The sequence below is a fragment of the Cupriavidus sp. H18C1 genome (genome assembly GCF_049311595.1).
Classification (GTDB): Bacteria; Pseudomonadota; Gammaproteobacteria; order Burkholderiales; family Burkholderiaceae; genus Cupriavidus; species Cupriavidus cauae.
In genome coordinates, this window is sequence record NZ_CP186009.1 from 1,169,642 (window position 1) to 1,189,639 (window position 19,998).

At 70.4% G+C, this 19,998-nt stretch carries 17 protein-coding genes and 2 pseudogenes; 6 read left to right on the forward strand and 13 right to left on the reverse strand.

Annotated elements, in window-relative coordinates; translation table 11 throughout:
- Window positions 1-45: 45 nt before the first annotated feature.
- From OJJOAM_RS21025 to OJJOAM_RS21035, 3 genes are read right to left on the reverse strand one after another with little or no spacing between them, the layout of a single operon-like run.
- Window positions 46-999, reverse strand: a complete 954-nt coding sequence (locus tag OJJOAM_RS21025) for an acyl-CoA synthetase (protein WP_422649699.1) — start codon at window positions 997-999, stop codon at window positions 46-48.
- Window positions 996-1,466, reverse strand: coding sequence for a hypothetical protein (locus OJJOAM_RS21030; RefSeq protein ID WP_422649700.1), 471 nt, complete (start codon window positions 1,464-1,466; stop codon window positions 996-998). Before OJJOAM_RS21030 ends, OJJOAM_RS21025 begins: the two co-directional genes overlap by 4 nt.
- On the reverse strand, window positions 1,463-3,109 hold the full coding sequence (locus tag OJJOAM_RS21035) for an AMP-binding protein (RefSeq protein ID WP_422649701.1): 1,647 nt from the start codon (window positions 3,107-3,109) through the stop codon (window positions 1,463-1,465). The genes OJJOAM_RS21030 and OJJOAM_RS21035 overlap by 4 nt, the downstream gene beginning before the upstream one ends.
- 302 nt (window positions 3,110-3,411) lie before the next feature.
- Here OJJOAM_RS21035 and OJJOAM_RS21040 point away from each other — a divergent pair, with 302 nt between their 5' ends.
- The 3 genes from OJJOAM_RS21040 (at window position 3,412) to OJJOAM_RS21050 (ending at window position 5,385) form a co-directional block, all read left to right on the forward strand.
- On the forward strand, window positions 3,412-3,672 hold the full coding sequence (locus OJJOAM_RS21040) for a phosphopantetheine-binding protein (RefSeq protein ID WP_006577304.1): 261 nt from the start codon (window positions 3,412-3,414) through the stop codon (window positions 3,670-3,672).
- Window positions 3,672-4,442: a 3-oxoacyl-ACP reductase FabG gene (gene fabG / locus OJJOAM_RS21045; RefSeq protein WP_422649702.1), complete on the forward strand. Its 771-nt coding sequence runs from the start codon at window positions 3,672-3,674 to the stop codon at window positions 4,440-4,442. The genes OJJOAM_RS21040 and fabG overlap by 1 nt, the downstream gene beginning before the upstream one ends.
- Window positions 4,443-4,596: 154 nt before the next feature.
- Entirely contained in the window at window positions 4,597-5,385 is a 789-nt protein-coding gene (locus OJJOAM_RS21050; RefSeq protein ID WP_149316214.1) for a glycosyltransferase family 2 protein, read from the forward strand.
- 249 nt (window positions 5,386-5,634) lie between these two features.
- On the opposite strand, the gene OJJOAM_RS21055 is transcribed toward OJJOAM_RS21050, so the two are convergent.
- From OJJOAM_RS21055 to OJJOAM_RS21065, 3 genes are all read right to left on the reverse strand, one after another.
- Window positions 5,635-5,793, reverse strand: coding sequence for a DUF3309 domain-containing protein (locus OJJOAM_RS21055; RefSeq protein ID WP_006577307.1), 159 nt, complete (start codon window positions 5,791-5,793; stop codon window positions 5,635-5,637).
- Window positions 5,794-6,074: 281 nt separating this feature from the next.
- Window positions 6,075-6,938 carry an NAD(P)-dependent oxidoreductase gene (locus tag OJJOAM_RS21060; protein WP_422649703.1) on the reverse strand — a complete coding sequence of 288 codons (864 nt, stop codon included), beginning with the start codon at window positions 6,936-6,938 and terminating at the stop codon, window positions 6,075-6,077.
- A gap of 149 nt (window positions 6,939-7,087) precedes the next feature.
- Window positions 7,088-9,298 (reverse strand): cation:proton antiporter, encoded by a 2,211-nt coding sequence (locus OJJOAM_RS21065; protein ID WP_422649704.1) that lies wholly within the window; start codon window positions 9,296-9,298, stop codon window positions 7,088-7,090.
- Window positions 9,299-9,564: 266 nt separating this feature from the next.
- On the opposite strand from OJJOAM_RS21065, the gene OJJOAM_RS21070 reads away from it, so the two are divergent.
- Window positions 9,565-10,050: a hypothetical protein gene (locus OJJOAM_RS21070; protein WP_422651083.1), complete on the forward strand. Its 486-nt coding sequence runs from the start codon at window positions 9,565-9,567 to the stop codon at window positions 10,048-10,050.
- Between the two features lie 201 nt (window positions 10,051-10,251).
- Here the strand turns inward: OJJOAM_RS21070 and OJJOAM_RS21075 are convergent, their stop codons facing one another.
- Window positions 10,252-10,638: a hypothetical protein gene (locus tag OJJOAM_RS21075; RefSeq protein WP_422649705.1), complete on the reverse strand. Its 387-nt coding sequence runs from the start codon at window positions 10,636-10,638 to the stop codon at window positions 10,252-10,254.
- Between the two features lie 404 nt (window positions 10,639-11,042).
- Between OJJOAM_RS21075 and yjdN the strand changes: the two genes are divergently transcribed.
- Window positions 11,043-11,474 (forward strand): VOC family metalloprotein YjdN, encoded by a 432-nt coding sequence (gene yjdN, locus OJJOAM_RS21080; RefSeq protein ID WP_422649706.1) that lies wholly within the window; start codon window positions 11,043-11,045, stop codon window positions 11,472-11,474.
- Window positions 11,475-11,723: 249 nt separating this feature from the next.
- Here the strand turns inward: yjdN and OJJOAM_RS21085 are convergent, their stop codons facing one another.
- On the reverse strand, window positions 11,724-11,993 hold the full coding sequence (locus OJJOAM_RS21085) for a hypothetical protein (protein WP_422649707.1): 270 nt from the start codon (window positions 11,991-11,993) through the stop codon (window positions 11,724-11,726).
- A gap of 105 nt (window positions 11,994-12,098) precedes the next feature.
- Here OJJOAM_RS21085 and OJJOAM_RS21090 point away from each other — a divergent pair, with 105 nt between their 5' ends.
- Window positions 12,099-14,375 (forward strand): heavy metal translocating P-type ATPase, encoded by a 2,277-nt coding sequence (locus OJJOAM_RS21090; RefSeq protein WP_422649708.1) that lies wholly within the window; start codon window positions 12,099-12,101, stop codon window positions 14,373-14,375.
- Between the two features lie 217 nt (window positions 14,376-14,592).
- On the opposite strand, the gene OJJOAM_RS21095 is transcribed toward OJJOAM_RS21090, so the two are convergent.
- From OJJOAM_RS21095 to OJJOAM_RS21115, 5 genes and pseudogenes are all read right to left on the reverse strand, one after another.
- Window positions 14,593-15,483: a polysaccharide deacetylase family protein gene (locus tag OJJOAM_RS21095; protein WP_422649709.1), complete on the reverse strand. Its 891-nt coding sequence runs from the start codon at window positions 15,481-15,483 to the stop codon at window positions 14,593-14,595.
- A gap of 84 nt (window positions 15,484-15,567) precedes the next feature.
- On the reverse strand, window positions 15,568-16,620 hold the full coding sequence (locus OJJOAM_RS21100; protein WP_422649710.1) for a bifunctional UDP-4-keto-pentose/UDP-xylose synthase: 1,053 nt from the start codon (window positions 16,618-16,620) through the stop codon (window positions 15,568-15,570).
- A 13-nt stretch (window positions 16,621-16,633) separates the two neighbouring features.
- A pseudogene (locus OJJOAM_RS21105) lies at window positions 16,634-17,567 on the reverse strand (formyltransferase).
- A complete protein-coding gene (locus OJJOAM_RS21110; RefSeq protein WP_422649711.1) occupies window positions 17,555-18,793 on the reverse strand; it encodes a glycosyltransferase in 1,239 nt (412 codons plus the stop codon). The pseudogene OJJOAM_RS21105 and the gene OJJOAM_RS21110 overlap by 13 nt, the downstream one beginning before the upstream one ends.
- A pseudogene (locus OJJOAM_RS21115) lies at window positions 18,772-19,950 on the reverse strand (DegT/DnrJ/EryC1/StrS family aminotransferase). Before OJJOAM_RS21115 ends, OJJOAM_RS21110 begins: the two are co-directional and overlap by 22 nt.
- Window positions 19,951-19,998: the final 48 nt, after the last annotated feature.

A 19,998-nucleotide genomic window follows, 5' to 3' on the forward strand; every position in this document is an offset into this window, starting at 1 on the left:
CGGGGGCAGGCAAGCGAAGGCCTTCGAAAATCCGGGTCATCGACATCATGCGTCGGCAGGCGTGCGCGCCGGCGCCTGCCAGAAATCGTAGAAGTTGAACCAGTTGTACGGCGCCGCGCGGCAACGCTGCTCGAGCAGCGCGACGTAGCGACGCAGCGCGGCGTCGATGGCGGCCTCGCGCTCGGCGGCCGGCGTCGCCGAGAAGTCGGCGATCGTGTCGAAGTGGATGTCGTAGCGGTTCCCGCCGCGATACAGGCCCGTCATGAACAGCACCGGCCGGCGCAGCATCGCCGCCATCCGCAGCGGCCCGGTGGCGAAGGGCGCCGGCGCGCCGAGGAATTCGCACTGCCGCGGCGGATCGGTGGCGAGCCGGGCCAGCGTGCGGTCGGCCAGCAGGCCGAGCAGGTAGCCGCGCTCCAGATAGTCGCGCGCCCGCAGCATCGCGTCGAGCCGGCCCAGCGGGACCACGTCCTGCCGCACCGCGGGATTGATCGCCGCCAGCACGTCGTTGAGGCGGCTCGCATTGTCCTGGTACATCATCACCGCCAGCCGCAGCGCCGGATAGCGCAGGCCGACCGCGCGCACCGCCTCGAAGCTGCCGAGGTGGGCGCCGAACAGGAAGACGCCGTCGCCGCGCGCGATCGCCTGCTGCATGAGCGCCTCGCCATGGACGCGGATATCGAACAGGTCCAGCCGGCCGTTCAGCAGATAGACGCGGTCATGGATCGTCGACGCGAAGGCGAAGCCCTGCCGCATCACGTCGGCGAGGCCGGCCGGACGGCCGAGCGCGCGCGACAGGTACTGCCGCGAGGTGCGGCGCGCGCCCGGCGAGATCAGCAGATAGATCGCCACCACCGGCCACAGCAGCGGGCGGCTGGCGCGCCGGCCCAGGCGCAGCGACAGCCAGCGCATCGCGCGCAGCAGGCGCAGATGGCTGCGCTCGGGTTGGCTGCTCCAGTCGTCGGCCGGCGCCGCGTGGCTCTTGTCCGGTGCCGTCATACGGCCGCGTCGGTCGGGCCGGCGTGGCCCGGCAGCGTCAGCACGCCGCTCGCGACGGTGCGGCCCGGGCCCTCCAGCTCGAAGCGGACCGTGTGGTCGGCTTGGTGGCCGGCTTGGTGGCCGGCTTGGTGACCGGCTTGGTGACCGGCTTTGTGGCCGGCCTTGCGGTCGGCGCTGCCGTTCGCTCGATCGCCGGCTCCGTCGCGTGCTCCGTCGTCGGCTCGGTCATCCCCTTGACCCTGGCTCACGCTGGCATAGCGCACCGTCACCGGCTCGTTCGGCACCACCGTTGCGAGGAATTTGACCGAGGCCAGGCGAGCCGGCTGCGGTGGAAGCCCGAGCGCCGCGGCGATGCGCACCACCGCATGGTCTAGCAGCACGACGCCCGGCACGATCGGCCGGCCGGGAAAGTGCCCCGGCAGCGCCGGATGACCGGCCTCGATGGTGAAGACGCCCGCGCTGTTCATGCCGGTCCCAGCACGGTGGTGGGCGCGCGATCGTCGTGGCGAGCCGCCTGGCCGCCCTGCAGCCGCGCCACCAGCGGCTCGAGCAGGTCGCGCGGCAGCTTGCCGGTGGCGTTGCGCGGCAGGCTGTCGACGAAGAACACGCGCCGCGGCAGGAAGACCGGATCGATGCGCGCGCGCAGCGCCTGCACGATATCGGCCGCGCTCACGCCCGGCGCGACCACCAGCGCGGTCAGGCGCGCCTCCTTGCCCAGCCCGCCCGCGGGCTCGCCGCGCGGCATATGGAAGACGCCGTCGATCACGCCCGGGATCGCGTTGAGGTGATGGTTCAGATAGGCCAGCGAGGTGCGCTTGCCGGCGATCTTGATCAGGTCCGCCTTGCGGCCGTGCAGCAGGAAGCGATGGGCGTCGAGCAACTCGATCGCATCGTTCAGCGGCACCGGCTGGGGCAGATGGGCGCCGCTCGCCAGCCAGACCGGACCGTCGTCGCTGTCGTTGCCATCGTTGCCCTCGTTGCCCTCGTCGTCCGCCGGAACGGTCGCGGCTTCGGCGCCGTGCAGGCGCTTGAGCCGCAGCGCCAGGCCGGGCAGCAGCTGCCAGGCGGCATCGTGCGCGGTGCGGCGTGTGGCGATATGGCCGGTCTCGGTGCTGCCGTAGATCTCCAGCAGCGGCGCGCCGGTGCGCGCCTCGATATCGCGCGCCAGCCGCGGCGCCAGCGGCGCGGTCGCGGACAGCAGCCGCGCCAGCGCCGGCAACTCGACCGGCGACAGCTGCAGCGTGCGCAGATGCACCGGCGAGGCCACCAGCACGCGCGGCGCCGGCACCGCGGCCAGCGCGGCGGCGACATCGTAGGGATAGAAGGGGTGCGCCGCGCTCAGCGCCACGCCGCCGTGCAGGGCCAGCATCACGGTGCATTCGAGCCCGTACATGTGCTGCGCCGGCACGGTGCCGACCAGCGTCGCGCCGGCCAGCGCATCGATGCCCAGCCGGGCCGCCGCCGCGCGGGCGTTGCGCACCATCGCGCCCCAGCTCTTGCGATGCGGCATCGGCAGGCCGGTCGAGCCGGAGGTGAACAGATAGGCGAGCGTGCGGTCGGCCGGGATCCGGGGGATCGTCACGGCGATGGCGTCGCCGGATCGATCCTCGTGCGGGTCCTCGTAGATGGGCCCGTGCTTGCCCTCGTGCGTGTCGTCGTACGGATTCCGCAAGGTCACGCGCAAGCCGGGCAGACCGGCGCCGCTGGCGTCGGCGGCGCTGCATTGGCAGCCGGCGCCGTCGTACAGGCAGAAGGTGTCCGGCGCGAACGTGGCCAGTTCCCGGACCATTTCCGGGGTGTGCGCCGGGGGCAGCAGGCTGATCTTGTCGGCCAGCAGGCTGGCGCACAGGCCGACGGTGAAGAGGTAGCGGTCCGCGCACATATTGAAGACGTGGCGGCCGGCCGGCAGTCGGGCGGCCAGGTCGCGGACGTCGGCGAGGAAGCGCGCCACGGTGACCGGGGCGCCGTCCCGGTACGCGACGATCTGGTCGCCGCGGGTATGCGCGATCAGCGGCAGAGTCCCGGCGGACGGGTTCGCCTCGGCGCCGCCGCCAGGGCGGGCGCTGGAATTCTGTGGGCGCGATCGGCGCGGAATGCGGGACACTGGCATGGCGGCGCGGTCGGGACTTCGGCCTGGCTTCCGGGGGAGGGCGGAGACTGCACTCCCGGTCCGGCGGCGAAGCGATCCGGTCATCGATCTTTTGGGGACTATGGCTGGAAGACCCGAAGTGTGGGGGTTCCGTTTCTCGCCGTGGCGGCGAGGTTGTTACCAAATTTCACCCGTGTGGAGCGAACCCGGAGGGCTTGGTAGCATTGCGCCCGAAGGCGGTGCCGCAGATGCCCCACGGCTTTGCGCGGCCCCGGGCCCGGCCCGGGCGGCCGCCGCGACGACATAACTTACATTTAGCGACAATGACCGATCTCGAAATCGAACTGGCCCGGATGATTCTCGGCGAACTGGACATTACCGAGCTGACGCTGGACCAGGTCACGGCCGATACGCCGCTGTATGGCGAAGGCTTCGGCCTCGATTCGATCGACGTGCTGGAAATTGCACTCCTGATCTCCAAGAAGTACGGATTCGAGCTGCGTTCGGACAATCCGGACAACAAGACCATCTTTGCCACGCTGGGCAGCCTGGCGGCCTACACCGCCGCCAACCGTACCCGCTGATGCCTCCCACGCCCAGGACGCCCCGGGCGGCGCCTGCACCCGCCCACAAGCTGGCGCTGGTCACCGGCGGCAGCGGCGCGCTCGGACAGGCCATCTGCCAGACCCTCGCCGCCGGCGGCTGCCGCGTCTGGGTCCATGCCAACCGGCGCCTGGACGAGGCCCGGCAGGTGGCCGAACGCATCCGCGCCGCCGGCGGCGACGCCGAGGCGATCGCCTTCGACGTGACCGATGCCGATGCCACCGAGCAGGCGCTGCAGCGCATCCTCGCCGAGGGCCCGGTGCAGGTGCTGGTCAACAACGCCGGCATCCACGACGACGCGCCGATGGCGGGCATGACGCGCGAGCAATGGCGCCGCGTCATCGACGTCTCGCTGCACGGCTTCTTCAACGTGACCCAGCCCCTGCTGATGCCGATGATGCGCACGCGCTGGGGACGCATCGTCAATATCGCATCGGTGGCAGGCCTGATCGGCAATCGCGGTCAGGTGAACTATGCTGCAGCCAAGGCGGGCGTGATTGCGGCCACGCGCTCGCTGGCGATCGAGATGGCCTCGCGCGGCGTCACGGTCAACGCGGTGGCGCCGGGCATCGTCGATTCGCCGATGGCGCAGCCGGCCTTCCCGCCCGAGCGGATCCGCGAGCTGGTGCCGATGGGCCGGGCCGGCCAGCCGGAAGAGGTGGCGGCGATGGTGGCCTATCTGGTCTCCGAGGCCGCCGGCTATGTCACCGGGCAGGTGCTGTCGATCAACGGCGGCATGGCGACCGGCTAGGCCAAACGGACGCAGAGTAACGAAGCGGGACGAAGCAAGGAACCAACCGTACGGCACAAACGTCGAGGAGAAGAGAGCAGTGCGCAGGCAAGGGCCGGCGGACGCCAAGCGCGCCACGCCGGCCAGGGACAACACATTGATGGAGCACGGCCGCATGACCGAACGTTCGACCACGCATCTGGTGATCATCCCGAGCTACAACCCCGGCCCCAAGGTGCGCGAGGTCGTGCGCGAGGCGCGAGCCCAATGGAACCCGGTCTGGGTCGTCGTCGACGGCAGCACCGACGGCAGCACCGAATGGCTGCAGCAGCAGGCCGAGGCCGATCCCGGCCTGCGCGTGCTGGTGCTGCCGAAGAACCGCGGCAAGGGCGCCGCCGTGCTGCACGGGCTGGAACAGGCCGCCGCCGAGGGCTACACGCACGCGCTGACGATGGATTCCGATGGCCAGCACCCCGCCGCGATGATCGGCAAGATGCTGGAGCTGTCGCGCCGCAACCCGGATGCGATGGTGCTGGGCAAGCCGGTGTTCGACGAGAGCGCGCCGCGCGCCCGCGTCTACGGACGGCGCCTGAGCAATGTCTTCGCCGACCTCGAGACGCTGTGGGCCGGCATCGGCGATTCGCTGTACGGTTTCCGCGTCTATCCGATCGCGCCGCTGTGCGCGGTGATGCGGGGCAACCGCTGGATGCGGCGCATGGACTTCGATCCCGAGGTCGCGATCCGGCTGTGCTGGCGCGGCGTGCGGCCGATCAACATCGATACCCCGGTGCGCTATTTCCGCGAGGACGAGGGCGGGGTGTCGCACTTCCACTATGTGCGCGACAACATCCTGCTGACCTCGATGCATATCCGGCTGGTGGTCGGCTTCCTGCTGCGGCTGCCGATGCTGGCGCTGCGGCGCCTGGGCGAACGCGGCAGCGCGGGGACGAAGCCCGCGGCCTGAGCGGGCCGATTCTCGCCGGGAGTTTCCTCTCCCGAGCGGGCGAGGGCATGGGCAGAGTAGAGGCAGCAACGGCGTCTTCCATGCCGACCCACGCCGACCGACCCATGCCCCTCGATACGGCCCGCATCGACGGCGCAAACAAAGAAAAGGCGGTCTCTCGACCGCCTTTTCACCTGCCCGTCGCCCCCTGTCCCCAAACAAGGCGGCGGGCAGGCCTACCGGTACCGCTGCGGCCTGGGCCGCAACGCGCTACAACCTGCCCATGACGACCAGCGCGATCACGATCAGCAGGATCAGGCCAAGCCCGCCGCTGGGCCAGTAGCCCCAGCCGCTGCTGTAGGGCCACGAAGGCAGCGCGCCGATCAGCAGGATGATCAGCACGATCAGGAGAATGGTGCCTAGAGTCATGGGAGGCTCCTTTGCCGAGGGCTAGCCTGGCGGGTTTGTTCGTTGGTCTTGAGTACCGTGCCACCCCTTGGCGCCGTCCGGCGCCTCGGGGTCCGCTCCCGGTTGCTTCAACGATAGACCCGCGCCCACGGCCTCCCACCCGGTCCGGCGCTGAAAGCCATGTAGGAATCGGACGACGCGCGGACGACGCGCGGACGATGCGCGGACGATGCGCGATCGCCTCGGCACCACGCGCGATCGCGCCGGCACCACGGTCCCGCGCGCCGATTCCGGGCCGATGGCTATCGGCGCAGGCGCCGGATCAGCGACGAGGTATCGTCGCGGCCGCCTCCGTCGCGCTGCAGCTCGGCGTAGAACTGGTCGACCAGCGCGGTGACCGGCAGCGTGGCACCGTTGCGGCGGGCCTCGTCCAGGCACAGGCCCAGGTCCTTGCGCATCCAGTCGACCGCGAAACCGAAGTCGAACTTGCCTTCGACCATGGTCGGTCCGCGGTTCTCCAGCTGCCACGAGCCGGCGGCGCCCTTGCTGATCACCGACAGCACCAGCGGCATGTCGAGCCCCGCGCGCTGGCCGAAGGCGATCGCCTCGGACAGCCCTTCGAGCAGGCCGGCGATCGCGATCTGGTTGACCATCTTGGCGAGCTGCCCGGCGCCCGGGCCGCCGATCCGCGTGACCGCGCGGGCGAAGGCGGAGATTACCGGCTCGGCGCGCGCGAACACCGCCTCGTCGCCGCCGCACATGACCGTCAGCACGCCGTTCTGCGCGCCGGACTCGCCGCCGGACACCGGCGCATCGAGGAAATGCAGGCCGCGCGCGTTGGCCTGCTCGTACAGTTCGCGCGCCACGTTGGCGCTGGCGGTGGTGTGGTCGACGAAGATGCAGCCGGCCGGCGCGGCGTCGAAGGCGCCGTCGGCACCGGTCAGTACCGCGCGCAGGTCGTCGTCGTTGCCGACGCAGCTGCAGACCAGCTCGGCATCGCGCGCGGCCAGCGCGGGCGTGGCCGCCGACTGGCCGCCGAAGCGCTCGACCCAGGCCTGGGCCTTGCTCGCGGTGCGGTTGTAGACCGTGACCTGATGCCCCTTGGCGGCCAGATGGCCCGCCATATGGAAGCCCATGACGCCGAGGCCGAGGAATGCGACACGCATGACTGCTACTCCGTGTGGTTATCGAATATGGAAGGGAAAGATCGGTGAGACGCGCTGTGCCGCGCGTTGGGGTGGGGCGCCGGATCGGGAGATGCGCGGCGCGCCAGGGTCATGAGTAGCCGGGGCGCGTTGGTCCGCCCCGGGGGCAGCTACCGGCCGTCCACGCTCGAAGCCCCGGCATCGCCCCCATCGAAATCGGCCGGCGCAACCTCGCCCGGCGCGCGGGGCGCGGGCACCTTGGCGGGTGGCGGCCGCGTGCGTGCGCCGTCGCCGAAGCTGCCGCGCAACGGCGGCCGCGCCAGGTTGGCCTCCCATGCCTGCCGTATCGCCCGCGCGATCTGGTTGTAGGCCTCGCGCGAGATCACGTTCTCCTCGCGCATCGCCTGCAGTTCGTGCTGGCCCTTGCGCAGCGCGAACAGCATCAGCATCCGTTTTTCCAGCGCGACGGTGTAGCTGCCGAATTCCTCGCGCATTTCCTGCAGCGCCTGCTCGGCGGCGTGGAAGCGGTCCTCGAGCACGCCGTCGAGCACGGCTGCCATGCGCGCGCCGAACACCGGCGACAGCATCGCGCGGTTGTATTGCCGCAGCCGCTGCAGCACGGTCTGGCGCACGATCATCAGCTCGAAGCGGTCGGCCAGCACGCGCGCCAGCGGCCTGTCGATCGACAGGCGCCGGTGCAGGAACAGCGCGATGCGAAAGCTCTTCTGGTAGTCGAGGATGTGGCGTGCGGCGCGGTTGTAGCCGATGCGGCCCTGTTCGCGCGCGGCGTCGATCATCTGCGCGGTGTTGCGCATCATCGCGTCGAGATTGGCCACCGACACCACGCCGTTGCCGTACTCGGGAATCAGCTCGCTCTCGCGCGTGGCCAGCGTGACCAGGCCGATCGACAGCCGCGCCCGCTCGGACAGCGCGCTGTCGAAGTCGAAATCGGCCGAGCCCAGTTCGATATCGCGCCGGTAGTGCGCGGCGACCTCGCGCGCGGCCGACGGCGGCAGGCCGAAGCTTTCGGCCAGGCGATCCAGCGCGCTTTCGACTTCCTCGGTCGACAGCCGGATCGCCTGGCGCTGCAGCGCCAGTTCCTGCGGCGACAGCGTGTCCAGTTCGAGCCGGCGGATCAGCCAGCGCAGCGTGGTGCCGTTGACCAGCAGGCTGACCAGCACGAAGCCGGTCGCCAGGATCGCGACGAAATGGCGCGTCTCGAGCGGCAGCGCGCGGTTCTCGGCGATGCCCAGCGCCAGCACCAGCGTGACCGCGCCGCGCAGCCCGCCCCAGGCGATCGCCAGCTTGTACGCCGAATCGATCGGGGCGGACAGGCGCAGCCAGGTCAATACCGGCAGCAGCCCGAACAGCGTCGCCAGCCGCGCCAGCAGCGCGGCCGCGACCAGCGCCAGCAGCAGCCAGCCGTGATGCGGCGTGACGCCCTGCAGCAGTGCCGGCACCCGCACCGCGGCCAGCAGGAAGACCACCGCGCCCGCGATGCCGGCGAACTGCTCCCAGATCATGCGCAGGTGCCGCCAGTTCGGCGGGTTCAGCCGGGTCGGACCGAGCGCGCCGAGCGTCAGCCCGGCGCAGACCACCGCGACCACGCCGGACACATGCAGCAGCTGCTCGGCCAGCAGATAGAGCGGATAGGGCAGCGCCAGCGTCAGCGCGGCCTCGGCCACCGCAAGGCCGGCGAGCGCCGGCAGCAGTTCGGCGAGCAGGCGGCCGGCGATCAGCCCGCATACCATGCCGCCGCCGAAGGCCCAGGCCAGCTCGGTCAGGCCGGCAGCAAGCGTGGCCTCGGCACCGTGGCCGGTCAGCATCGCGATCAGCACGCCGACCAGCGCGATCGCGGCGGCATCGTTCAGCAGGCTCTCGCCCTCGACCAGCCGGATCAACCGGGCCGGCGCGCCGACATCGCGAAAGATCGCGATCACCGCGGCGGGGTCGGTGGTCGCCACCACCGCGCCGAGCAGCAGGCAGACCACCAGGTTCATGCCGCTGGCCGCCGCGGTCACCACGCCGATCACGCCGGTGGCAACCACCACCGCCACCACCGCCAGCAGCAGGATCGGCGCGGCGTCCGGCAGCATGCTGCGGACATCGGCGGTCAGCGCCGCATGGAACAGCAGCGGCGGCAGGAAGATCCACAGATAGGCTTCCGGCGGCAGCGAAGGGTCGATCAGCGGATGCAGGAAGTGTTCGGCGAACTCGGGCAGCGTGGCGTCGATGGCCACGTAGCCGGCGCCGATCGCGATGCCGATCGCCGACAGCAGCGTCGATTCGGGCAGCCGCAGCCTCGCCGCGGCGACCTGCACCACCGCGACGATGGCCAGCAGCGCGCCGAGCAGGATCAGTACGTCGACGATGATATTCACGGGCGGGCGCTCCTGGCGCGCGCGGCAAGGCAGCGGCGCGGAAGGAGGAAGGGGAACGGCGAAAACACGGAGCGGTCCTGGCTTGCGGCGAAAGAGAGGCTCGACCTTAGCGCGAAGGCGTGGCGCAATTCAAGGTTTTGCGGCGGCGGCGGGGCGTATCGGCGCCGAGCCTGTAGAATCGCGATGTTCGACCGGCACCGCCGGGTCCTTCTGTTGTCCTCCTAGCCTGTCGGCCGCCTCGGGTCGGCAGCGTGCACGAAAACGCCATGTCCGAGTTCGATGAAGCCCGACTAGCCGCGGCCGCCTGGGTGCGCGCGCAGATGGATCGCTACGGCCTGTCGCTGGACGATCTGGTCGCGGCCGGATGTTTCTCCGGCGCCAGCCGGGCCAGACGGGGCCGCGCCGCCGCGGCGGACGCGACGGCATCGAGCCCAGCGTCCGCCGATCCGCCAACGTCGGCAAGCCCAGCCGCATTTGCCGCGGCTCCTACCGCCTCCACAGCCACCACAGCCACCACGGCTGCCCCGGCTTCCACAGCCGCCACGGCCTCCACGGCTTCCGCAGCCGCCACGGGCTCCACGGCCTCCACGGCCAAGGCTTCCAGCGCGAACGAATCCGCGCCGCCGCAGGCTGCCGGCGTCCTCTATCGCAATGCATTGGGTCAGTGCTGGGATGGCACCGGCGAGATGCCCGACTGGCTGCAGCGCGCCGTCAACGCGGGCCAGACGCCAGAGTTCTATCGCGTCAGCTGAATCGAGCCTGCAGAGGACCGGAAGGCCCCGCCGACCGGGCGCCGAGGTCCGGGAGGTCCGAGAGGTCCGCGGGGTCCGAAAGGTCCGAGGCCAGTGAGCCGATGGGCCGACAGGTCCGAGAGGTCCGAGAGGTCCGGGAGGTCCGGGAGGTCCGAGGCCAGTGAGCCGATGGGCCGAGAGGTCCGCGGGGTCCGCGCCCCCTCAGCAGCGTGCCGGGCTGGACAGGAACAGCGCGTCGGGCGTGGCGCCCGCCAGCGTGCCCAGCGGCGAGCGCGGCGGCATATGGCGATACTGGCTCAGCTCGAGCCCCGGCAGCACCGCGGCGATGGGGCACATGGCCGCGGCGCCGGAATGCCACGCGTGGCGGTCTTCGCCGTCGGCGGCATGGCCGCCGGCGCCATCGTCTTCCGTGTCCCGCTCCTTGTCCGCGCCCATGCAGCCAGCCTGGTCGCGCCCCAGCAGTTCCGCTTCGGCCTGCAGCTTCAGCGCCGCGTGCCGGCTCATCAGCGGCGTGGCCGCGGTGGCCTGCACCGCGCCGCACGTCGGCTTCGCCGTGCCGGCGATTCCCGGCAGGGGCAGGGCGAGCATGGCGAGAGACAGCAGGAGGCGTTGCGGCAGACGGTTCACGAGCGGATCGGCGAGTGGCGGACAGGTGAAAAAACGGGAAGGACCGTGTCGAAGGTGGTGCGTGGCAGACGCTTAGCACGCACCTCGCAGGCACCTCGCAGGCACCTCGCAGGGCACCTCGCAGGGCACCTCGCAGGCACCGCGCAGGCACCGCGCAGGCCACGCTGACAGTCAGGCCGCATTGTACCCGCAGCTCCACGGACACGACCCTGACGGCAACATGACAAAGCTGCAAGGCAGCGGGTTGGAGCGCCCCCGCGGCGCATAATGACTGCGCCTTGCGGTACGGCCGCGGGCCCGCGGCGCCGGCGCGACGGCCCGGCGCCGCCATCCATTCATCGACACGATCGACCCAGGAGACGGACATGCAGATACAGCCTTATCTCTATTTCGGCGGGCGCTGCGAGGAGGCGCTGGCGTTCTACGGCAAGGTGCTCGGCGCCAAGGTCAGCATGATGATGCGGTTCAAGGAGATGCCGGCCGAGGAAGGCGAAGCCGGCGACGGCCAGCCGCCGCTGCCGGCCGGCTGGGAGGACAAGATCATGCATGCCAGCGTGACGGTCGGGCAGAGCGAGATCATGGCCTCCGACGGCATGCCGGGCGCGCCGCCCGAGCCCTTCGCCGGCTTCAGCCTGTCGATCGTCGCGCCCTCGCTGGACCAGGCGCGGCAGTGGTTCGACGCGCTGTCCGAGGGCGGCCGCGTGATGATGCCGATGCAGAAGACCTTCTGGTCGGAGGGCTTCGGCATGCTGCAGGACCGCTTCGGGCTGAGCTGGATGGTCAACGTCACGCATTGAGCCGACGGCATTGCATCGGAGGAATGCGGGCGAGGAGCTGTGGCCACAGGGTGCGGCATCAAGGCACGGCATCGGAACGCCGCTTCAGGGCGCGGCATCAAGGCGCGGCATCGGGATGTGGCCGGCATCGGGATGGCCTCAGGGCGCGGCATCGTCGGGCGGCATCGGGCGGCGGCATAAAGGCACGGACTTGAGGAATTGACCGCGCCGGAGGTAGGGTGGCTTGACCCTGTAGCGGCTACAGGCTATTCAATGCCACCCATGCCACAGCCCACGGAACCTTCGATGGCCAGACTCTCGCCGGAAGACCCATCCTCCACGCCTTCCTCGTCCTGCTGCGACGCGAAAGCAGACTGTTGCAGCCAGCCCGCGCCGCAGGATGCCGGCGCCCGTGGCCACGCCCGGGGCGACAATCACGCCCACGATCATGACCACGCCCACGATCATGACCACGCCCACGATCACGGTCACGCCCACGATCACGGGCCCGATCACGTGCATGGCCACGAGCACGATCATGACGGCGCCAGCAATCGTCGCCACGCCGACTGCTGCCACGCCGCGCCGGCCACCCCTCCAACCCCGACTTCTTCCTGCTGCGGCAGCGCCTGCGGCGCCGTCGCGATGCCGTTCCCGCCGAGCGAAACCGCCGCGCCGGCCGGCACCCGCACCGCACGCTTCCGCATCGAGGCGATGGACTGCCCGACCGAGGAGGCGCTGCTGCGCGGCAAGCTGGGCGGCATGCCGGGCGTGGCGGGATTGCAATTCAATCTGATGCAACGGATCCTCACCGTGCATCACACCCTCGATTCGGAGCAGCCGCTGGTCGCGGCGATCGCCAGCGTCGGCATGCAGGCCGAGACCTTGGCGGTCGAAGGCGGCGCCTCGCCATCCACGGCACAGGCCGCGCCGGCGCCGGCCACGCCGTGGTGGCCGCTGGCACTGGGCGGCGTCGCCGCGCTGGGCGCCGAGCTGGCCGAATGGTTCTCGTTGGCCACGCCCTGGCTGCCCGCCGCCTTTGCGCTGGTGGCGATCGCCGTGGCCGGCCTCGGCACCTACCGCAAGGGCTGGATCGCGCTGCGCAACCGCAATCTGAACATCAATGCGCTGATGAGCATCGCGGTGACCGGCGCGCTGCTGATCGGCCATTGGCCCGAGGCGGCGATGGTGATGGTGCTGTTCGCGCTGGCCGAGCGGATCGAGGCGGCCTCGCTGGACCGCGCCCGCAACGCCATCCGCGGCCTGATGGCAATGGCGCCCGAGCAGGCCACCGTGCTGCAGGCCGACGGCGCCTGGCTGGCCGTGCCCGCTGGCAGCGTGTCGCCGGGTGCGGTCGCGCGGCTGCGCCCGGGCGAGCGGGTCGCGCTCGACGGCCGGGTGCTGCGCGGGCAGTCCGCGCTGGACCAGGCGCCGATCACCGGCGAAAGCGTGCCGGTCGACAAGCAGGCCGGCGATCTGCTGTACGCCGGCTCGATCAACCAGACCGGCGAGCTCGAATACGAGGTCACCGCGCCGGCCTCCGATTCGACGCTGGCGCGCATCATCCATGCGGTCGAGGCCGCGCAGGCCAGCCGGGCGCCGACGCAGCGCTTCGTCGACCGCTTCGCGCGCATCTATACGCCGACGATCTTCGTGATCGCGCTGCTGGTCGCCGTGCTGCCGCCCCTGCTGGCCGGCGGCGCCTGGCTCGACTGGATCTACAAGGCGCTGGTGTTGCTGGTGATCGCCTGCCCCTGCGCGCTGGTGATTTCCACGCCGGTGACCATCGTCAGCGCGCTGGCCGCGGCCGCGCGCCACGGCATCCTGATCAAGGGCGGCGTCTATCTGGAGCAGGGCAAGTCGCTGCGCTGGCTGGCGCTGGACAAGACCGGCACCCTCACGCACGGCCGCCCGCAGCAGATCGACTACGCACTGCTGCCCGGCGCGCCGGAGGACGCCCGCGCGATTGCGGCCAGCCTGGCGGCGCGTTCGGACCATCCGGTCTCGGGTGCGGTCGCCGCGGCGGCGCGGCGCGATGGCGTCGAGACGCTGGCGGTGCAGGACTTCGAGGCGCTGCCGGGGCTCGGTGTCACCGGCACGGTCGATGGCCAGCGGTATTGGCTCGGCAACCACCGGCTGATCCACGAGATGGGGCTGTGCTCGGACGAACTGGAGGCGCGGCTGGAGGCGATCGAACGCCAGGGCCGCACCGTGGTGCTGCTGGCCGGCGGCCAGGCGAACGCGGCCGGGGCCAACGACGGCGCGGCCAACGCTGGCGCGACCAATGCAGGCGCGGCCAACGCGGGTCCGGCCAACGAACGCGTGGGCAATGCCGGCGTGCAGGCGCTGTTTTCCGTCGCCGACACCGTCAAGCAAAGCAGCCGCGACGCCATCGCGGAACTGCACGCGCTCGGCGTCGGCACCATGATGCTGTCCGGCGACAACCCGCATACGGCACGGGCCATCGCGGCGGAGGTCGGCATCGACGAGGCGCGCGGCAATCAGCTGCCGCAGGACAAGGCCGAGGCCGTCGCGGCGCTGACCGCGCAGACGGCAGCACAGCGGGGTGCGAAGCAGGGCCGCGTCGGCATGGTCGGCGACGGCATCAACGATGCGCCGGCGCTGGCGCGCGCCGACATCGGCTTCGCGATGGGCGTGGCCGGTACCGACACCGCGATCGAGACCGCCGACGTCGCGCTGATGGACGACGACCTGCGCAAGATCCCGGCCTTTATCCGGCTGTCGCGCCGTACCGGCACGGTGCTGACGCAGAACATCGCGTTGGCGCTCGGCATCAAGGCGGTATTCCTGGCGCTGACCGTGGCAGGGCTGGGCACGATGTGGATGGCCGTGTTCGCCGATATGGGAGCGAGCCTGCTGGTGGTATTCAACGGGCTGCGGCTGGCGGGACGCCTGCGCTGAGCGTCGGCACCGGGCCGGCGCTTCCGGCCGCGGGAAAACCGCCGCCTCGGGGGTGGGGCCCAGGAAAACCGCCGCCTCGCGTGGGCCCCAGGGAAAGCCGCGCTTCCAGCGCGGGCCCCAGGAAAGCAGGCTGCCGGCGCGGGCCCCAGGAAAGCAGGCTTCCGGCGCGGGCCCCAGGAAAGCAGGCTTCCGGCGCGGGCGGCGAGGCCCCCGCGCTTCAGCGCTGCACGATCAGCTCGCCGCTGCGCCCGGGCACCGTGCCCCAGGCCAGCGGCAGATGCGGCAGCCGCGTGCGATCGAGCTGTTCATACAGCGCCGCCAGCGGCGCCAGCCGATGCCCCTGCCGGCGCCATCCCTGCAGCAGGCGTTCGAACACCGGCGCCAGCTTGCCGCCCTCCAGCTCCGCGTGCAGCGTGAAGACATGGTCGCGGCCGTCTTCGGTGCGCGAGAGCAGGGCCTCGTGGACGTTGCCCTCGTCGATGCCGTCGGCGCCGATCAGTTCGTCCAGCGTCGGCAGCGTGGTCGGCAGCTGCACGTGGCGGCACGGCGTGCCGTCGAGCACGGGCACATAGGGCTCCGCGCCGCGCCCATCCGATGCATAGCGCAGGCCCCAATCGTCGAGCTGCCGGAACGCTTCCGCATTCATCTGCCAGCCGGCCGCGCCATGCGTGGACGGTGGCTCCCCGAACACCGCTTCGAAGCGCTGCCACGCGCGCCGCATCTGCGCGCGCGTCCACCCGGCATCGCGCGTGCGCACATGATCCTGCCAGTAGACGTGATCCCAGGTATGGATGCCGCATTCATGGCCGGCATCGCGCGCCGCGCGCATCGCGTCGGCCGCGCGCAGGCCGATATCGGGGCCCGGCAGCAGCACGCCATACATCAGCGTGCGCAGGCCGTAGTGCGATACCACCGAGGTGCGCGACACCTTTTGCAGAAAGCCCGGCCGGAACACGCGCCGCAGCGCCCAGCCGGTATGGTCCGGGCCCAGGCTGAACAGGAAGGTCGCGCGGGCCTCGTGGGCGCGCAGCAGGGCGATCAGCGTCGGCACGCCCTCGCGCGTGCCGCGCAGCGTGTCGACGTCGACCTTCAGGGCGATCATGGCCATGGATTGTCGTCGAGCTTGTGATGGAGCTTGTTGTAGCGCTCGCTGTAGCGCTTGTTGAAGAGCTTGCAGTCGGGCACAGGCGGCCTAGTTGCCCGAATCCACCAGCGTGCGGGCCTCGATCACCTTCTCGCGATAGGCCTCGAAGATCCGCCGCAGCGATTCGGCCATCGTCACCGTCGGCTGCCAGCCGAGCTCCTGCATCGTGTTGTCGATCTTCGGCACGCGGTGCTGCACGTCCTGGTAGCCCTTGCCGTAGAACTCGCCCGACGACGTTTCCAGGATGCGGCTATGGCGCGCGCTTTCGGCGTACTCGGGATAGTCGGCCGCCATCCGCAGCATCATCTCGGCGAGCTCGCGCACCGAGTGGACGTTGCCCGGGTTGCCGATATTGAAGATCTTGCCGCTGGCGATGCAGCCGGGATTCTCGATGATCCGCATCAGCGCGCTGATGCCGTCCGAGATATCGGCGAAGGCGCGTTGCTGCGCGCCGCCGTCGACCAGCCGGATCGGCTCGCCGCGCACGATATGGCCGAGGAACTGCGTGACCACGCGCGAACTGCCTTCCTTCGATTCGAAGATCGAGTCCAGTCCCGGTCCGATCCAGTTGAACGGCCGGAACAGCGTGTAGTTCAGGCCCTGCTCGATGCCGTAGGCGTGGATCACGCGGTCCATCAGCTGCTTGGAGCAGGCGTAGATCCAGCGCGGCTTGTTGATCGGCCCGTAGACCAGCGGCGACGATTCGGGGTCGAAGGCCTCGTCGCCGCACATGCCGTAGACCTCCGAGGTCGACGGAAACACCAGGTGCTTGCGGTACTTGACCGCCGCGCGGACGATCGGCAGGTTGGCCTCGAAGTCCAGCTCGAACACCCGCAGCGGCTGCCGCACGTAGGTCGCCGGCGTGGCGATCGCCACCAGCGGCAGCACGACGTCGCACTTGCGGATGTTGTACTCGATCCATTCCTTGTTGATGGTGATGTCGCCCTCGAAGAAATGCATGCGTGGATGATTGACCAGCTCGCCGAGGCGGGCCGTCGACATGTCCATGCCATAGACTTCCCACGACGTGGTTTCGAGGATGCGTCGCGTCAGGTGGTGGCCGATGAAACCGTTGACGCCAAGGATCAGGACTTTCTTCATGGACTTCCAGACTTCAGGCTTGAGGAGAAGACTGCAGCAGCGCGGCGAGGGCGGCGGGCGACAGCGGCGCGTTGCCATCGGACAGCGTGTGGATCAGCACCAGGCCGCCGTCGCCGCACAGGCCGACGATGCGGCCGTCGACCACATGCAGCCCGGGGGCGAGTCCGGCGAGCGCCTGCGCGGCCGGCATCTCGGCCGGCAAGGGACGGCGCGCGCGTTCGACCACCAGGCGGCGGCCCTTCAGTTCGGTGAAGGCGCCGGGATAGGGCGGCGCGACCGCGCGGATCAGGTTGTAGACCGCGGCGGCCGGCTGCCGCCAGTCGATGCGGCCGTCCTCGGGACGGCGCCCCGAGAAGTAGCTGCCTTCGGCGAGCACATTGGGTCGGCGCGGCGTGTTGCCGGCCAGCATCGCCGGCAATACCTGCCACAGCGTCTGCTCGGCCGCCACGGTCACCTTGTCGAACACCTGCTGCGCGGTATCGTCGGGCAGGATCGGCACCGCGGTCTGCGCGACGATATCGCCGGCGTCCGGTTTGGCCTCCATCGCGTGCAGGGTTGCGCCGGTCTCGGTCTCGCCATGCAGCACGGCCCAGTTGACCGGCACGCGGCCGCGGTACTTCGGCAGCAGCGAGCCGTGCATATTGAAGGCGCCGCGCGGGGGCCAGCGCCAGCACGGCCGGCGGAATCATTGCGCGGTAGTAGAACGAGAACAGCATGTCGGGCCGCGCGGCCTTGACCGCGGCGGCCAGCGCCGGATCGTTCGGATCGTCGCCATGGAGGACCGGCAGGCCCAGTTCCGCCGCGGTGTCGGCCACGCGGCGGAACCAGATCGTTTCATCGGCACGGTCGCGATGCGTGACCACCAGCGCCACCTCGACGCCGCGCGCGTGCAGCACGCGCAGGCAGCGATCGCCGACGTTGTGGTAGGCGAAGACTACGGCGCGCATGGCGGCTTCCGGTCGTGATGGGGGCCGCGCGGATCGCGCCCCTCGCGGGAATCGCGCTCGGCGTCGCCGAATTCATCGAGCTCGTTGAATTCGCTGAATTCGTCCAGCGCCGCCCGGCGCCCGCCTTCTCCGCGCGGCGCATCGCCCTGCGACGCGTCGAGGATCGCCTTGATCCGATAGCGCGGCCGGTCCCGTACCTGCTGATAGATGCGGCCCACGTATTCGCCCAGCAGGCCAATGCCGAACAGCATGATGCCGACCAGGAAGAAGTTGAAGGCGAACAGCGTGAACAGCCCCTGTACTTCCGAGCCCAGCAGGAAACGGCGTACCAGCAGCACCACGAACAGGACGCCCGACAGCAGCGACAGGATCGTGCCGATCATCGAGAACCATTGCAGCGGCACGATCGAGAAGCCGGTGACCAGGTCGAAGTTCAGGCGCACCAGCTGATACAGCGAATACTTCGATTCGCCCGCGTGCCGCTCCTCGTGGCCGACCACGATCTCGACCGGATTGGACGAGAACGTGTAGGCCAGCGCCGGGATGAAGGTATTGACCTCGCGGCAGGCATTGATGGTATCGACCACGCTGCGGTCGTAGGCGCGCAGCATGCAGCCCTGGTCCGTCATCCGGATATGCGTGATGCGTTCGCGCAGCCGGTTCATCGCGAACGAGGCGACGCGGCGGAACGCGCTGTCATGGCGCTGGCGCCGGATCGTGCCGACATAGTCGTGGCCGGCGCGGATCGCCTCGACCAGCCGCGGGATTTCCTCGGGCGGATTCTGCAGGTCCGCGTCGAGCGTGATCACCATGCGGCCGCGCGCGTGCTCGAAGCCGGCCAGGATCGCCATGTGCTGGCCGAAATTGCCGTTGAACATCACCACGCGCGTGACCTCGGGCCGCTGGCGGAACTGCCGCGCGAGGATCTGCGCCGAGCGGTCGGTGCTGCCGTCGTTGACGAAGACGATCTCGTAGCTGGTGGCCAGGCCGTCGAGCGCGGGATAGAGCCGGTCGAACAGCGCCTGCAGGCCGGCCTCCTCGTTGTAGACGGGGATCACCACCGAGACCTCGATCGGCCTGGCGCGCGGCGGCGAGGACTGGCCCGGCAGCGGCGCGGTCTCGTCGTCGCGCGGGGTTTCCTCGCGGATACGCGTGGGCTGGCCCGGCAGCGGATGCGGCGTCGCGCAGGAGAGCAGGTCGGAAGTTACGGAAGCAGACGTTTGCATGTTTCGTTCAGCGTGGCGCAGACGCGCTCGACATCGGCCTCTTGCATGGCAGGGAAGAGCGGCAGCGTGAGAATGCCCCGCCCGATGCGCTCGGCGTGCGGCAGCATGCCTTCGCGCCAGCCCAGCGAGCGGTAGTACGTAAAACAGATGCAGCGCGGGGTAGTGCACGCCGGTGCCGATGCCGGCCTCGCGCAGGGCCTGCATCACCGCGGCCCGTCCGCCTTGCAGGCGCTCGGCGGGCAGTACCACTTGAAACATATGCCAGTTCGACAGCGCTGTCGCGGGGTCGCCGGCGACCGGCAGCTCGATGCCGAGTTCGGCAAGGCCGTGCCGCGCGGCGGCGTCCATGTAGGCGCGGGCCAGCGCCGCGCGGCGCGCGGTGATCGCGTCGAGCCGCGGCAGCTGTGCCAGCCCGATCGCGGCATTGACATCGGTCAGGTTGAACTTGCCTCCCGGCACCTCGACGTCCATGCCGTCCAGGCCGCTGCGGATCACGCCCTGCAGGCGCAGGCGCTCGGCGCGCAGCGCCTCGTCCTCGTCGTTCATCACCAGGCAGCCGCCTTCGACCGTGGTGATGTTCTTGTTGGCCTGGAAGCTGAAGCTGACCAGGTCACCGAAGCTGCCGATGCGCCGGCCGCGCCAGCGGAGTCGATCGCCTGCGCGGCGTCCTCGATCACGCGCAGGCCGTGTTGGTTGGCGATGGCATAGAGGCGGTCCATGTCGACCGGCAAGCCGGCCAGATAGACCGGCAGGATCGCGCGGGTGCGCGGCGTGATCGCGGCCTCGACCGTGTCGAGGTCGAGATTGCGCGTGCGCGGATCGATGTCGACGAAGACGGGCCGCGCGCCGACCGCGACGATCACGTTGGCGGTGGCGACCCAGGTGATCGCGGTGGTGATCACCTCGTCGCCGGGGCCGATGCCGGCGATCCGCAGCGCGATCTCCATCGTCGCCGAGCCGTTGGCGAAGGTGCGCACCGGCCGTCCGTCGAACAGCGCCGACAGCGCGGCCTCGAAGGCCTGCATCTTCGGGCCGGAGGTGATCCAGCCCGAGGCCAGCACCTCGCCGACCGCGGCGATCGCGTCGGCGTCGATGTCGGGCCGGACGAAGGGCAGGAAGGGCTCGGCGGATTGCGTGGGTTGGGCGGTAGCGGGCATCGGGCGAAGTCGTCAGGACGTCAGCGGCAACGGAAGGTCGGCAGCGTG